Here is a 14907-nt window from a genome sequence, read left to right as displayed (position 1 = left end):
AGATTATGAAGACACATCCACAGTACGAACCCTGGCTGCAGGGCATGCTCATCATCGCGAAGCACTACCGGCTGGACTTTTCGGTGGAGCACGTTCGGGTCACGATTAACCATGAAAGTCAGTCTCCGCGCCAGCTGGTGCTGGAGGAGATGGCGCGCCAGCTAGGGCTGGGAATGCGCGTGGCGACGGATGCAGCATCTCTCGATCCGTGGCGCCTGCCGCTGCTGGCGGAATTCACTGGCGGTCAAATCGCGGTCATTAACCGCATGGACAACGAAGGCAACGTCAGCCTGCAGTTCAGCGGCGACGGCGGGCTGGAGACGACGCTAACGCGGGACGCGCTCGGCTCACGGTTGAAAACGCTGCTGGTGCTGCGCCCGCTTGAGTCCACGCCGGATGCCCGCGTGGACGACTACATCAAACCGTATGAGAAAAACTGGTTCTGGCAGCTGGCGCTGAAGGACTGGCGCCGCTACAGCGACATCATGCTGGTGGCGCTGGTCGCTAACGTGCTGGCGCTCTCCGGTATGGTTTTCTCCATGCAGGTGTACGACAGGGTGGTACCGTCGCAGTCGGAGGCCACGCTGTGGGTTCTGTTTGGCGGCGTCATGCTCGCCATCGTGTTTGAATTCATCATGCGCATGCTGCGCGTGCATATTTCGGACGTGGTGGGGAAACGCGCCGACCTGCGCATCTCAGAACGCGTCTTTGCCCACGCGCTGCGGATTAAAAACGGGGCGCGCTCCAAATCGACCGGATCGTTTATCGCCCAGATCCGCGAGCTGGAGTCGGTGCGCGAGCTCATCACCAGCACCACCATTGCGGCGATCTCCGACCTGCCGTTCTTCCTGCTGTTCGTCTTTATTCTGTGGATGATTGGCGGCCCACTGGTGCTGGTGGTCCTGCTCGCCGTGCCGCTGCTGCTCATTCCGGGCCTGCTGGTGCAGCGCCCGCTGGGGAAACTCTCCAGCGAAGGGATGCGTGAATCCGCCATTCGTAACGCGACGCTGGTGGAGGCGGTGCAGGGTATTGAAGACATCAAGCTGATGCGCGCCGAGCAGCGTTTCCAGAACCAGTGGAACAACACCAACGACGTGGCCGCCAGCGTCGGCATGAAGCAGCGCTGGCTGACGGGGCTGCTGTTGACCTGGACCCAGGAGGTGCAGTCCATCGTCTATGCGGTAGTCCTGCTGGTGGGCTGTTACCTGGTCATCAGTGGCGACATGACCACCGGTGCGCTGGTGGGAACCTCGATTCTGGCATCGCGTACCATCGCGCCGCTGTCGCAGATCTCTGGCGTGCTCTCGCGCTGGCAGTCGGCAAAAGTGGCCCGCAAGGGGCTGGACGACCTGATGCAGCGCCCGATTGACGATCCGCAGCACGGCAAGAAGGTGCACAAAGCGCACCTGCGCGGGGATTACCGGCTGGAAGACGTCGGCTTCTACTATGACGAAGAAGAGAAACTCACCGTGCTGAACATCGGCAAACTGCACATTCGCGCCGGTGAGCGCGTGGCGGTGCTCGGGCGTAACGGCTCCGGTAAAAGCACGCTGCTGCAGCTTCTGGCGGGCATGCAGGAGCCGCAGCAGGGGAGCATTCTGCTGGACGATATTGCTCTCAATCATCTGGACCCGGCCGACCTGCGTCGCGACATGCAGCTGCTCAGCCAGCAGGCGCGGCTGTTCTTCGGCTCCGTGCGTGACAATATCCTGATGGGCAATCCGCTGGCGACAGACGAGGAAATCCATCAGGCGCTGGTCAACAGCGGCGCGCTGGAGTTTGTGCGCAAACAGAAAATGGGGCTGAACTATATCATCAACGAAGGGGGAGCCGGGCTTTCAGGCGGACAGCGTCAGGCGCTGCTGCTGGCCCGCGCGCTGATCACTGCCCCGAATATCCTGCTGCTGGATGAGCCTACCGCCTGGCTGGACGAGATGAGCGAGAAGCAGTTTATTCAGCATCTTCACAAATGGCTGGGCAAGCGCCGGACGCTGGTGGTAGCAACGCATCGCCTGCCGATTCTGGATTTGGTCGACCGCATTATTGTACTGGAAAACGGCAAGGTGGTGATGGACGGCCCGCGCGACGCGATCCTGCATCAGCACGGGCTGGCGCCGCAAAAGGCGGCACAGCGCACCGTGACTATGAAGCCGGCGGCTGTAGCAGAGGAGGGTGCGGCATGAACGATTTCTCCCGTTATAACAGCCGTCTGAAAGAGCCGCGCCTGCCGCGATCCTCGCTGGTGGCATGGTCGCTGTTTGCCCTGCTGGCGGTGTTTATCGCCTGGGCGAGCCTGTTCCAGCTGGACGAAGTCACGACCGGCAGCGGCAAGGTGATCCCGTCTTCCCATGAGCAGGTGATTCAGTCCCTGGAAGGGGGGATTATCCACAGCCTGCTGGTGCGCGAAGGCGATATCGTTGAGCGCGGTCAGCAGCTGGCACAGCTTGACCGGACTAAAACCGAGTCCAGCGTGCTGGAGAGCGAGTCTCGTCTGAACGCGGCGCTGGCAACGGCTGCGCGACTGAAGGCCGAAGTTAACGACACGGAACTCGCGTTTCCCGAGGAGCTGGACGATGACGTTGAGCTGGTCAAACAGGAAACGGCGCTCTATCAGTCCCGTCGCGAGAGCCTTGAAAAAGGGCTGGCCGGCTTACGTCAGGGCGCCGAGCTGGTGCAGCGCGAGCTGTCGTTGACCCGTCCGCTGGTGACCCAGGGGGCGGCCAGCAAGGTTGAGGTGTTACGTCTTGAGCGTCAAAAAAATGAGCTTGAGAATAAAATCACCGAGATGAAAAATCAGTATTACGTCCGCGCCCGTGAAGAGCTGGCGAAAGCCAACGCGGAGATTGAAGCCCAGCGTTCGGTGATGAAAGGGCGTGAGGACTCCCTGACCCGGCTGACCTTCAACGCGCCGGTACGTGGGATTGTGAAGGATATTGACGTGACGACCGTGGGCGGCGTTATTCCCCCGAACGGCAAGCTGATGAGCCTGGTCCCGCTGGACGACCAGATGGTGGTTGAGGCGAAAATCTCGCCGCGCGATGTCGCGTTTATCCACCCCGGCCAGAAAGCGCTGGTGAAAATTACGGCCTATGACTACTCCATCTATGGCGGGCTGGAGGGCGAGGTGACCATGATTTCGCCGGACACCCTGCAGGACGAGGTGAAAAGAGATGTCTACTACTACCGCGTATATATCCGCACCGACAGTAACCACCTGACCAATAAGCAGGGCAAAGACTTTCCGGTCTTTCCAGGGATGATTGCAACGGTAGATATTAAAACCGGCAGCAAAACCATCCTGGATTATCTGTTGAAACCGCTGAACAAGGCAAAAGAGGCGCTGCGCGAAAGATAAAGATTGGCGTTCGGGATACCGAACGCCATTTGTATTATACCGTTGACGTTACGTTGTTTGGGTGGCGTCGCTCCTTCGGCACCACGTTAATGTAATGAGTAACATAGGCGAAATATAATCCGGCATAGTTTTCGACCAGTTCGAAAAACGCCGGATACACCGACAGGCGACCGTCACCGCGATCTTTAAGATAACCTGCCTCATGCGCCGATTTGATAATCCGGTTGACGTGGATCCGGGAGACAAAGAATTCTTTAGCGAGCGTGCTGGCGGAGTATTGAATAACCGCGCCGTGGGCGGATTTGTTTTTTATGGCCTGCAGGTAAAGATACAGCATAATCATGCGGCCTCCATCCTTATCAATAAATAACCCCACTTCCGGTAAAACTTTTCTGAACGTTAATCCCCGAAAAAGATATTCTGCCGCGCGGCGGAAGAAATTATTTCTCAATGTGTCATTATCCAGCAGGTTAACATCAATATTAAACGTCGGGTAAAGAATGCTGACGGGTAAAAATGCACCGGACATATAGCGTTTGAGTTCATTCAATCCTTTTTCGGTTGGGGCAATTCTCGTTTTTCGCCGGTCTTCCGTACAGCGCCAGGTCCTGATGCGTCCCGTGGTTCTGAGTAACGTAATGATCGCAATAACGCTGTTGGGGCTGGCTATTTTATAGCGGGAACATAACTCTTTTATCTCTGAGACGGATTCGGCCTGATTGCCAAATATAAAACAACACATGGAAAGAATAATGTTAAACCGTGATTCCTGAAGCATTGTCTTGTAGAACAAGGGTTGTTTTTTGTAGATGGCGTCATTGATTGTGTAGTGCTCTAATATTGCCTCACTAAACCGCGGGTTGCTTTTTATAACATCCCTTCGATGTAGCAAGGCCCTGGATGAGATGTGATTATCCATAGCATTTTTCTCGTATTTGATGAGCCGATAGATGAAGTATCCAGCCTTCTTTTTCGGAATTTTCATTATACCTGAGAAAAAGTGGCTTGCGGTCGGTATTTTAAAAGAAATATAGAGTTATATTTATGTGTGGAAAAAAAAGGTGATTAACGCAAAGATGTTACAGTGCATGGCGTTGATAACAGTATCTTAACTTGATGGTGTATTGTAAAATTATTATACACACCGCTGTTGGTTTACATACTCATAATAATAATGGCGCTTTCGTGCCCAGGAGCAGGTTATGATCCACCCAATTTCTCTCAGGAATGATGCGCGCAACGAGCAAAGATTTGTCATTTCAACCTGCGGCTTTACGTTTCAGGGATATCACCTGCTGCTCAAAAAGTACGGCATAGAGACTGCGCATATTCACTTTGATGGAGATGAGTTATCTGATCCTGACAAGGAAAATATCCTTATTCATCAAAACGCTCACATCGTAGTGTTCTTGGGAAAAGGTACGGTAGCTCTCCTGGAGAGCCTGACGCGACTGGCATCCGTACTCAATTCACTTCCTGTTATTCGTCGTGTTACCCTGTATGGTGATATACCGGACAGCTGGCTGTATCGAACCCTGGGTAGTCTTCTAAATAACAGTCATCAATTATCATTGATTCGCATAGCCAGCGTATCTGATGTAATAACCTGTTTCCACACCCACAATAATGGCTTTAAGGACCGCTCGCGCTTATTACGCGATTACTATCTGGACTGTTCTTCGTCAGAAAAGCTCAAATGGCTGACAAGAAGAGAGGTTGATGTTTTATTGAACTTCTATCGCGGCATGTCTATAAAAGACCAGTGCGACAAACTGAGGCTTTCTAATAAAACGGTTTACACCCATCGTAAAGAAGGTCTGCAGAAATTACATTGTATTAAGCGATGGTTGAATGAACCGCGCAATGTAAAAGTGGAAAGGCGGATTAAAAGCCAAAATCAAAGAGTGGACTTCACGGATAAAGAAGCGGAAGTTTTTAATGCGCTGGTGAAAAGGGAGATATTTCCCGCCTACCAGATCATTACCGATCGTGACAAGAAAGGAGTGGGGTTTGAGATACTTATTCGCTGGAATAAGAACGGTAAAATAGTCAAGCCAGCCCGTTTTCTGAATGAAATCGCTAATTATGAAGTATGGCTAAAGATTACGGCTATGGTGATCCACGCCGCCGTGTCCGGGATTAATAAATATAACGGTAAATTCTATTTTTCCGTTAATATTCCGCCTCGCCTGGCGTCCGGGAACGCGCTGCCAGAGATGGCCAGGAAAGCCATCGGCATGCTGCTTAACCCCCAGTGGGCAGAAAAGCTGGTCTTTGAATTCGCGGAAGATATTGATGTAACGAAAGATAAAAGCATCCCAGAAACCATGCGGCACCTGCGTAATACGGGGTGCAGACTGTTTCTTGACGACTGCTTCTCAAGCCATCATGCCATGTTCCCCGTGAGGCAGGTGCATTTTGATGGGCTGAAACTGGATCGGGACATCGTCGATCATTTTGTGGCGAACGACAACGATTATAATCTGATTAAAGCGATACAGATTTACAGCGACATGACCGGAACAGCTTGCATTGCAGAGGGCGTTGACAGTGAGGAGAAGTTTGAAAAATTAGTCGAGCTGGGTGTGAAAAACTTTCAGGGATATTATCTCTCACGCGCCGTGAAAGAGGAGGAATTAGACCGCATGGTGAGATTGTTCAGCTAAAAATAAAGCCCCGAAGGGCCTTGTTTATTTGCGTCCCAGCAACAGACCAAGCACAATACCGACCGCACCCGCGGCGATAAGACCGGTGAGCGGGTTATTTCTGACCGCTTCAGTCACGTCAGAGACAGCATCGCTGGCCTGTGCGGCATATTTTTTCGCAGCACCTTTTACCTGATGCTTCGGTGAATCAACGAATTCACCGAACTGCTGCTGGGCTGAACCTGAAAGTTCATCAAATTTATTTTTTGCTTTATCTTCAGCAAACTGGGTGTTTTTATCAGTACCGAAATCAGACATTTTTGCCTCCTTTTGTTGATAGTTAAAGGATAGCCTCTCTTTGAAAAGATGAGAGGCGGAACGCTAAATTTCGGAGGGAATTGGCCGGTTTTCAGATATATCTACACCAGAAGAGGGCGTTATTTTTCGTTCTCATCCTGGCCGTAATACAGTTTGCCAATGCGGATAAGCGGGCGGCCCTGCGACTTGCGGTGCAGGTTGCTGTCCCGAAGGGAATACACGCAGCCGCAATATTCCTGCTGGTAAAACTGTTCCCGCTTGCTGATCTCAATCATGCGTGATGAGCCGCCCTGTTTGCGCCAGTTGTAGTCCCAGTAGACCATCCCCGGATAGCGCGCTGCCGCACGCTGGCCACAGTCATTGATCTGCTGCATATTCTTCCAGCGAGAGATCCCCAGCGAGCTGCTGATAACGCTGAAACCATTTTCCGCCGCGTAGAGCGCCGTTCGCTCGAAGCGCATATCGAAGCACATGGTGCAGCGGACGCCGCGCTCGGGCTCCCACTCCATGCCTTTTGCACGCTCGAACCAGTTATCGGTATCGTAATCGGCATCAACAAACGGCACGCCGTGTTTTTCTGCAAAACGAATGTTTTCTTCCTTACGGATGAGGTATTCCTTTTGCGGATGGATGTTGGGGTTATAGAAGAAAATGGTGTAGTCAATGCCCGAGGCCTGGATAGCTTCCATGACTTCACCGGAGCAGGGGGCGCAGCAGGAGTGCAGCAGAAGTTTATCGGCGCCGTTTGGCAGGGTGAGCTGCGGGCGGATGAAGGGGGTTGTACTCATGTTGTTCTACAATATGTTAATGAAATTTATGGAATTGTAGCACAAGTTATTAATGTCTTCAGACAGTACTGGCGGGAATCGAGGATCCCGCCTGGTCGGGATCCTCGCGCTGAGCGGTGCCGCTATTCGGCAAATTTGAGCAGCGCTTCGCCGTCAAGACGGTAGCGCACCCATTCGGACTGCGGCAGCGCGCCAATGCTGAGATAAAAATCGATGGCGGGCTGGTTCCAGTCCAGCACGCTCCATTCAAGGCGGCCACATTGCCGTTTTACCGCGAGTTGAGCGATATGTTTCAGCAGCGCTCTGCCTGCGCCTTTACCGCGGTAGTCCGGGGAAATGTACAGGTCTTCCATATAAATCCCGTTGCGTCCAAGCCAGGTCGAATAGCTGGTGAAGAACACGGCATAGCCGGCGATCCTGCCGTCAAACTCAGCGATCAACGCCTCGGTTTTACTGCCCGCACCAAAGAGGGTTTCCCGGATCTCGTCCGGCGTGGTTACGACCTCTTCGGGGGCTTTTTCATATACCGCCAGCTCATAGATCATGGCGTAAATAGCCGCTGCATCTTCGGGACGGGCCTGACGAAGGGTTATGCTCATTGTTTTTCCTGTTTTTTGCACGGTTCGCGATTGATGGCATTAAGCATACGGAGTATTGTCCGAAGAATTAAGTGCAATGAAATCAACAAATGATGAATATTATGCATCCGGCGCTGAGACGTCTTGATTTAAACCTGCTGCCCGTTTTTGACGCCATTTACCGCCACCGTTCCGTTCGCCTCGCAGCCGACGAGCTGGCGATGAGCACCTCGGCGTTGAGCCATGCGCTGTCGCGTCTGCGCACGGCCCTTAACGATCCGCTCTTTTTTCGGGAAGGGCATCGTATGTCCCCCAGCGTGTACGCCTCTCAGCTTGCGCCTTCTATTGCTTCTGCATTGTCGTTCCTTAATCAGGAGCTGACCCCGCAGCCGGAGTTTGACGCCGGCAGCAGTACCGAAAGCTTGCAAATTGGGATTACGGATTTTACCGCGCTATGTATTTTTCCCGCCCTGATGCACAAGCTGCAGACTGCTGCCCCGGGCTTGCGTTTCGAATTGCGCTATCTGCCGCACAGCCCGGCGCTGACGGAACTCCTGGCCGGTGAAGTGGATCTGGCGCTCGGTTTCAGCACTCCGGAGGACAGTCGCCATCCGGAACTGGAAGAGATCGGCTGGTTTGAGGATGAGTATGTGGTCATCAGCAACGCACGCCGGACCCGGCTGACGCTGGAGGATTACCTCGCTGCCCGACACCTGGTGGTGACGCCGTGGAATGAAAAGCAGGGCGTCCTGGACGTGCGGCTCGAGCAACTGGGCTATACGCGGCACATTGCGATCAAAACGCCGTCGATGCTGAGCGCGCCATTTATCGTTGCGGAAAGCGACCTGCTGATGGCCATTCCTCGTTACGCCGCCGAGAAGCTGGTGGCGGCGGCGGAACTGAGGATTTTTGCCTTGCCGTTCTCTATTCCCAAATTTGGGGTGAAAATTTACTCGCATAAGCGCAGCGGCCAGCGGGGGGCGACCCGATGGCTCCAGGAGGAGCTGCAAATGCTGGCGCAAGATGGCAGGGGGATGAGTGCCGGATAAGCTCAGCGCGATCTAGATTTCACGTTAAAAGTAAGTTTACATATGTAAGATAACTCATATACCATACCCCCCTATAGTATCAGGAGGGCATATGCCGCACTCACCCGAAGATAAAAAACGTATTCTGACGCGCGTCCGCCGCATTCGGGGCCAGGTTGATGCCCTTGAACGCGCGCTGGAGTCGGGCGACCCCTGTCTGGCCATCCTGCAGCAAATTGCCGCCGTGCGTGGCGCTGCCAATGGCCTGATGGGCGAAATGGTTGAAATACATCTCAAAGACGAGCTGGTGACGGGAGACACAACGCCGGATCAGCGAGCCGTACGCATGGCGGAAGTCGGCCATTTGCTGCGCTCTTATCTAAAATAAATCCACACACCTGACAAAAAGGGAAGACATGATGAAATCTCGCGCAGCTGTTGCATTTGGCCCCGGCCAGCCGCTGAAAATCGTCGACATCGACGTCGCACCGCCGAAAAAAGGCGAAGTGCTGATCAAAATCACCCATACCGGCGTGTGCCATACCGATGCGTTTACCCTCTCCGGTGACGATCCGGAAGGCGTCTTCCCGGCGGTGCTGGGTCATGAAGGCGGCGGGATTGTGGTGGAAGTGGGCGAGGGCGTGACCAGCCTGAAGCCAGGCGATCACGTTATCCCGTTGTACACGGCGGAATGCGGCGAGTGTAAGTTCTGTAAATCCGGTAAAACTAACCTCTGCCAGGCCGTGCGCGCCACTCAGGGGAAAGGGCTGATGCCGGACGGCACCACCCGTTTCTCCTACAACGGTGAGCCAATCTATCACTACATGGGTACCAGCACCTTCAGCGAATACACCGTTTGCGCGGAGATCTCGCTGGCGAAGGTCAACCCGCAGGCGCCGCTGGATCAAGTCTGCCTGCTGGGCTGCGGCGTAACCACCGGCATTGGCGCGGTGCATAACACGGCAAAAGTCAAAGAGGGCGACACCGTGGCGGTGTTTGGTCTCGGCGGCATTGGTCTGGCAGTGATTCAGGGTGCGGTGCAGGCGAAGGCCGGGCGTATCATCGCGGTCGATACCAACCCGGAAAAATTCAAGCTGGCGGGTGAAATGGGCGCGACCGATTTCGTGAACCCGAAAGATCACGAGAAACCGATTCAGGACGTCATCGTTGAGATGACCGACGGCGGCGTGGACTTCAGCTTCGAGTGTATCGGCAACGTCAACGTAATGCGTTCTGCGCTGGAATGCTGCCACAAGGGCTGGGGTGAGAGCATCATCATCGGCGTGGCCGGGGCAGGACAGGAGATCAAAACCCGTCCATTCCAGCTGGTGACCGGACGCGTCTGGCGCGGCTCCGCCTTTGGCGGCGTGAAGGGGCGTACCCAGCTTCCCGGCATGGTGGAAGACGCGATGGTCGGTAAAATACAGCTCGACCCGTTCATCACCCACCGTTTACCGCTGGAACAGATCAACGAGGCGTTCGATCTGATGCACGAAGGAAAATCCATCCGCACCGTCATTCATTTCGGCGACAAGTAACTCTTCTGCCAGCGGTTTTTAGCCGCTGGCATTTCTTTAATAATCTTCTCTAAAGTGTGACCAGTGCGGCGTTTTTAGCCGTAATCTAAATCTCTGCCGTGCCGATGACTATCTAACAGGCGTGTTTTTGCGCATCTTACCTATAAGAGAGTCGACGGTCATGGACAACACTTCTTCGATGCAGGCGCAGCGCAAGCTGAGCTTCCTGCATCACATCAGGCTGGTTCCGCTGTTTTCCTCCATTCTCGGTGGCATTATTCTGCTGTTTGCCTTGAGTTCGGGTCTGGCGGGGTATTTCCTGCTACAGGCCGACAACGATCAGCAGGACGTTACGTCCGAAATTCAGGTGCGTATGGGGCTGTCGAACAGCTCAAACCATCTGCGCACCGCGCGTATCAATATGATCCACGCCGGCGCGGCAAGCCGTATCGCGGAGATGGAAGCCATGAAGCAGAACATCCGTGAGGCGGAAACGCGCATTAAGCAGTCCCAGGATAGCTTTACCGCCTATATGCATCGTTCCGTGCGCAGCGCTGCGGACGAAGCGCTGGATGCAGACCTGAAGGCACGCTACGACGCCTATATTGCGGGCCTCCAGCCGATGGTCAAATTTGCCAAAAACGGCATGTTCGAGGCGATCATCAACCACGAAAATGAGACCGCGCGCCCGCTGGACGATGCTTACAACGCCGTTCTGCTGAAGGCGATTAAGATCCGCACCGACCGCGCCAATGCGCTGACGGCGCAGGCGCACAGCCGCACGCAGCTGGGTCTGATGTTTATGGTGGGCGCGTTTGCGCTGGCGCTGGTGCTGACCGCGATGACCTTCGTCGTGCTCCGCCGCACGGTCATTAATCCGCTGCAGCGTGCAGCGAAACGTATCGAGAATATCGCCAAAGGCGACCTGACGATGCCGGACGACGTGGCCGGACGCAGCGAAATTGGCCGCCTGACGCGCGATCTGCAAACCATGCAGCACTCCCTTGAAACAACGGTCGGCACCGTCCGTCAGGGGGCGGAGGAGATTTACCGGGGTACCAGCGAGATCTCTGCCGGTAACACCGATCTCTCATCACGCACCGAGCAGCAGGCCGCGGCGATTGAGTAGACTGCCGCCAGCATGGAGCAGCTGACCGCGACGGTGAAGCAGAACGCCGATAACGCCCATCATGCCAGCAAGCTGGCGGAAGATGCCTCCGGGAAAGCCAGCCGCGGCGGCCAGATGGTCTCCGGTGTGGTGAAAACTATGGGCAATATCTCAAGCAGTTCGAAGAAAATCTCTGAGATTACCGCGGTGATCAATAGCATCGCCTTCCAGACCAATATCCTGGCGCTTAACGCGGCGGTAGAAGCGGCGCGGGCGGGCGAGCAGGGACGCGGGTTCGCCGTGGTGGCCAGCGAAGTCCGCACCCTGGCAAGCCGCAGCGCCAACGCCGCAAAAGAGATCGAAAGCCTGATCAACGAATCGGTCTCGCTGATAGACCAGGGTTCCGGTGAGGTCGTTGCCGCAGGCAATACCATGAATGAGATCGTCGAGGCGGTGAAGCGCGTCACCGACATCATGCTGGAGATTGCCGCCGCGTCTGACGAGCAGAGCCGCGGTATCGTGCAGGTCAGCCAGGCTATTTCGGAGATGGATAAAGTGACCCAGCAGAACGCCTCGCTGGTGGAAGAGGCCTCCGCGGCGGCGGCGTCGCTGGAAGAACAGGGTGCGCGTCTGACCGAGGCGGTCGGGGCGTTTCGTCTGAGCGGCAAGGCTCAGGGGCGTACTCAACAGCAGAACTCTGCGGCAGTAAAACCTGCTGCACTACGTCCGGCGGTAGCGAATAACGGTGATAACTGGGAAACGTTCTGAGTCGCCGGCCGTGTCGGGTGGCGCTTCGCTTACCCGACCGACAAAAAAGGGACCTTTCGGTCCCTTTTTTCATCCGTTACTGCTTATCGGGTAACGCGTACGCGATAACGTAATCACCGCGATCCGGCGACTGGCGAGCGCCCCCGGCGTTAATGACGATGTACTGCTTACCGGTTTTCGGCGAGACGTAGGTCATCGGGCCGGACTGGCTGCCGACCGGCAGGCGGTCCTTCCAGATCTCTTTCCCGGTGGCGGTATCAAACGCGCGCAGGTAGAAATCCTGGGTGCCGGCGAAGAACAGAAGGCCGGACTGGGTTGACAGCGACGCGCCCAGCGTTGGCATCCCGATTGGGATTGGCATGTGCATGCGAATGCCCAGCGGGCCGGTATCTTCCACGGTACCAACCGGTACCTGCCACACCAGCTTGCCGGTTTTCAGGTCTACGGCCGACATGGTTCCGAACGGCGGCTTCTGGCACGGAATGCCCAGCGGCGACAGGAAGCGCTCGCGCATTGCGCCGAACGGCGTGCCGTCCATCGGGACAATCCCCATCTCAATGCCGCTGGCGTTTTTCGCCACGTTCGCGCGCGGCACCATGTAGTTTGCCAGCCCCAGACGCATATCGTTGACGAACATCAGGCTGTTGTTCGGGTCAACGGAGACGCTGCCCCAGTTCATCCCGCCGAGCGAGCCGGGGAACTGCAGGGAACGGTCGAGACCCGGCGGGGTGAAGACGCCCTGATGACGCATCTCTTTAAACTGAATGCGGCACAGAAGCAGGTCGACAGGCGTCGCCCCCCACATGTCGGACTCGGTTAACGTCTGGTTGCCAATCATCGGCATGCCCACGGAGTACGGCTGGGTCGGAGAGTAGCGTTCACCTTCAACGTTACCCGCCGGAACTGGACGTTCCTCCACCTTCGCCACCGGCTTGCCGGTTTCACGGTTGAGCATAAAGATCATGCCCTGCTTGCTGGTCTGCACCAGTACAGGCGTGGTGCCGCCTTTGCCGTCCGGCAGGTCGTACAGCAGCGGCTGGGAAGGCAGGTCAAAGTCCCACAGGTCGTGGTGGGTGGTCTGGAAATGCCAGCGAACCTGTCCGGTGGCGGCGTCGACGGCGACGATGGAGGAACTGTACTTATCGTCCAGCGCGGTACGCTCGCCTGCCCAGAAGTCTGGCGTGGCGTTGCCGGTTGGCAGGTAGATCAGGTTCAGCTTAGCGTCGTAAGACATCGCAGACCAGACGTTCGGCGTGCCGCGCGTGTAGGTCTGGCCTTCCGGCGGCAGGCCGGTCAGGTTCGGGTTACCCGGATCCCACGCCCAGGCGAGCTTACCGGTGTGAACGTCGTAGGCGCGCACCACGCCCGGCGGCTCGCCGGTGGAGAAGTTATCCGCGACGCGACCGCCGACGACAACGACGTTTCCGGCCACCAGCGGCGTGGAGGTCTGCTGATAATAGCCCGGCTTGATTTCGCCCATGCCAACGCTCAGGTCAACGGTGCCATGGTCGCCAAAGTCGTCGCAGAGCTTGCCATTATCCGCATTAATGGCAATCAGACGGGCATCGGTGGTCGGCAGGAACAGGCGGCGAGGGCATGCCGCTGGCGATGTCCCGGTCTGTGACGCTGTCACGTTTGCATGATCTTCAAAGTAGCCCAGACCACGGCAACGCTGCCAGTTCGGGGCGGTGGCTTTCGAATCATAACGCCATTTTTCTTTCCCGGAATCCACGTCCAGCGCCAGCACTTTACTGTACGGGGTACAGACATAGAGCGTGTCGCCAATCTGCAGCGGCGTGTTCTGATCTTCCGCACCGGAGCCGTTGCTCTGCGGAATATCCCCGGTGTGCGCCACCCAGGCGACTTTCAGATCGCTGATGTTTTGCTTGTTAATCTGGTCCAGCGCGGCGAAGCGGTCGCCGTGGGTGGTGTTGCCCCAGTGTTCCCAGTTTTTCTGCTGTTCGCCTGGAGCAACGGGTTTCACCGGCACGGGCTCGTTCGCCGCCACGAGGGTTTGCGGCTTAAACATCCAGCCGAGGCTGACCAGCATCGCCAGTGCGAGAACCGCCGCAACGCCATAAGCCGGTGCTTTATTCGCTGCGCCGCGGTTTGCCGCGCGCAGGAAAGGCCAGACGATGGCGCAGAGGAAGGCCAGTACGGCAAAGGTGAACAGGCGCGAGAAGAGCGGCCAGAAATCCCAGCCCGCATCGCTTACCGCCCAGAACAGCGAGGCAATAAACGCGATGCCGTAAAGCACGATCCCGCTGCTGCGATTGAGGAAAATCAGGAGCGCGGCAATGACCATCACCACGCCCATTATCACGAAGTAAAAACTTCCGCCTACGGCGGCGAGCTTGAAGCCCAACCCGCCGACCGCCAGACCGATGAGCAACATCAGTCCGGCAAGGAGCCACTGCAAAATACGAGGTATCCCGCGCGGCGCGCTGCCAAATGCCATTTCTGTCTCCTTTGAATCTCTCCGCATTGCCGGGTGTGTACCATCTGGATAATAAATGCGGGGAGGGTAATGATTAAAACGAGTGAATTCTTGTTTATATAACGATTCGCGAACCAAATGGTGAATTCGCCGTTATGATAAAACTGTTAATTTGTTTTACGCAATTGTTAATGAATCATTCCGCATTATTTGATTAACGCACAGCCCAGTTCCCTCTCCCACGGGGCTGAGGAATCCCCAGTAATTTTTAAGCAGAAGCATTAACGTTGTTTCAGAACGATTTAAGGCTTTCAGCGATGCTCTGGTCCGGCTGTAAATCGCTGAGGCGTTTCCTGCAGGCCGGG

Annotated in this window: 12 protein-coding genes and 1 pseudogene; 7 read left to right on the top strand and 6 right to left on the bottom strand. The window is 55.8% G+C overall.

Annotated features, from left to right (window positions below; translation table 11 throughout):
• Positions 1–5: 5 nt before the first annotated feature.
• The gene (locus ACMWL8_RS23775) at positions 6–2183 is read left to right on the top strand and encodes a type I secretion system permease/ATPase (RefSeq protein WP_045260475.1); all 2178 of its coding nucleotides are present in this window, start codon (positions 6–8) and stop codon (positions 2181–2183) included.
• The gene (locus ACMWL8_RS23770) at positions 2180–3355 is read left to right on the top strand and encodes an HlyD family type I secretion periplasmic adaptor subunit (RefSeq protein ID WP_028013086.1); all 1176 of its coding nucleotides are present in this window, start codon (positions 2180–2182) and stop codon (positions 3353–3355) included. Before ACMWL8_RS23775 ends, ACMWL8_RS23770 begins: the two co-directional genes overlap by 4 nt.
• A 34-nt stretch (positions 3356–3389) precedes the next feature.
• On the opposite strand, the gene ACMWL8_RS23765 is transcribed toward ACMWL8_RS23770, so the two are convergent.
• On the bottom strand, positions 3390–4274 hold the full coding sequence (locus tag ACMWL8_RS23765; protein ID WP_028013087.1) for a hypothetical protein: 885 nt from the start codon (positions 4272–4274) through the stop codon (positions 3390–3392).
• A gap of 283 nt (positions 4275–4557) precedes the next feature.
• Here ACMWL8_RS23765 and ACMWL8_RS23760 point away from each other — a divergent pair, with 283 nt between their 5' ends.
• Entirely contained in the window at positions 4558–6021 is a 1464-nt protein-coding gene (locus ACMWL8_RS23760) for an EAL domain-containing protein (protein WP_045260476.1), read from the top strand.
• 24 nt (positions 6022–6045) lie between these two features.
• Here ACMWL8_RS23760 and ACMWL8_RS23755 read toward each other — a convergent pair whose 3' ends face one another.
• The 3 genes from ACMWL8_RS23755 to ACMWL8_RS23745 form a co-directional block, all read right to left on the bottom strand.
• Positions 6046–6318 (bottom strand): DUF883 family protein, encoded by a 273-nt coding sequence (locus ACMWL8_RS23755; RefSeq protein ID WP_028013089.1) that lies wholly within the window; start codon positions 6316–6318, stop codon positions 6046–6048.
• A gap of 119 nt (positions 6319–6437) precedes the next feature.
• A complete protein-coding gene (locus tag ACMWL8_RS23750; protein ID WP_028013090.1) occupies positions 6438–7106 on the bottom strand; it encodes an epoxyqueuosine reductase QueH in 669 nt (222 codons plus the stop codon).
• 122 nt (positions 7107–7228) lie between these two features.
• Positions 7229–7705, bottom strand: a complete 477-nt coding sequence (locus ACMWL8_RS23745) for a GNAT family N-acetyltransferase (RefSeq protein WP_045260478.1) — start codon at positions 7703–7705, stop codon at positions 7229–7231.
• A gap of 89 nt (positions 7706–7794) precedes the next feature.
• On the opposite strand from ACMWL8_RS23745, the gene ACMWL8_RS23740 reads away from it, so the two are divergent.
• From ACMWL8_RS23740 to ACMWL8_RS23725, 4 genes and pseudogenes are all read left to right on the top strand, one after another.
• Positions 7795–8733 carry a LysR family transcriptional regulator gene (locus ACMWL8_RS23740; protein WP_045260479.1) on the top strand — a complete coding sequence of 313 codons (939 nt, stop codon included), beginning with the start codon at positions 7795–7797 and terminating at the stop codon, positions 8731–8733.
• A gap of 91 nt (positions 8734–8824) precedes the next feature.
• Complete coding sequence (locus ACMWL8_RS23735; protein WP_028013093.1) at positions 8825–9100, top strand: metal/formaldehyde-sensitive transcriptional repressor; 276 nt, start codon at positions 8825–8827, stop codon at positions 9098–9100.
• A gap of 31 nt (positions 9101–9131) precedes the next feature.
• On the top strand, positions 9132–10250 hold the full coding sequence (locus tag ACMWL8_RS23730) for an S-(hydroxymethyl)glutathione dehydrogenase/class III alcohol dehydrogenase (RefSeq protein WP_028013094.1): 1119 nt from the start codon (positions 9132–9134) through the stop codon (positions 10248–10250).
• A gap of 160 nt (positions 10251–10410) precedes the next feature.
• Positions 10411–12105 (top strand): annotated as a pseudogene (locus ACMWL8_RS23725) (methyl-accepting chemotaxis protein).
• Positions 12106–12181: 76 nt separating this feature from the next.
• On the opposite strand, the gene ACMWL8_RS23720 reads toward ACMWL8_RS23725, so the two are convergent.
• Positions 12182–14563 carry a glucose/quinate/shikimate family membrane-bound PQQ-dependent dehydrogenase gene (locus ACMWL8_RS23720; RefSeq protein ID WP_045260480.1) on the bottom strand — a complete coding sequence of 794 codons (2382 nt, stop codon included), beginning with the start codon at positions 14561–14563 and terminating at the stop codon, positions 12182–12184.
• A 156-nt stretch (positions 14564–14719) separates the two neighbouring features.
• The coding region (locus tag ACMWL8_RS23715) for a hypothetical protein (RefSeq protein ID WP_414751616.1) at positions 14720–14907 on the bottom strand (188 nt) is incomplete at its 5' end.

This window comes from Enterobacter sp. 04-C-12-SI-ECC, assembly GCF_047530715.1.
In the GTDB taxonomy this organism is placed as follows: domain Bacteria; phylum Pseudomonadota; class Gammaproteobacteria; order Enterobacterales; family Enterobacteriaceae; genus Enterobacter; species Enterobacter bugandensis.
This window is presented reverse-complemented; position numbering and strand designations above follow the sequence as displayed.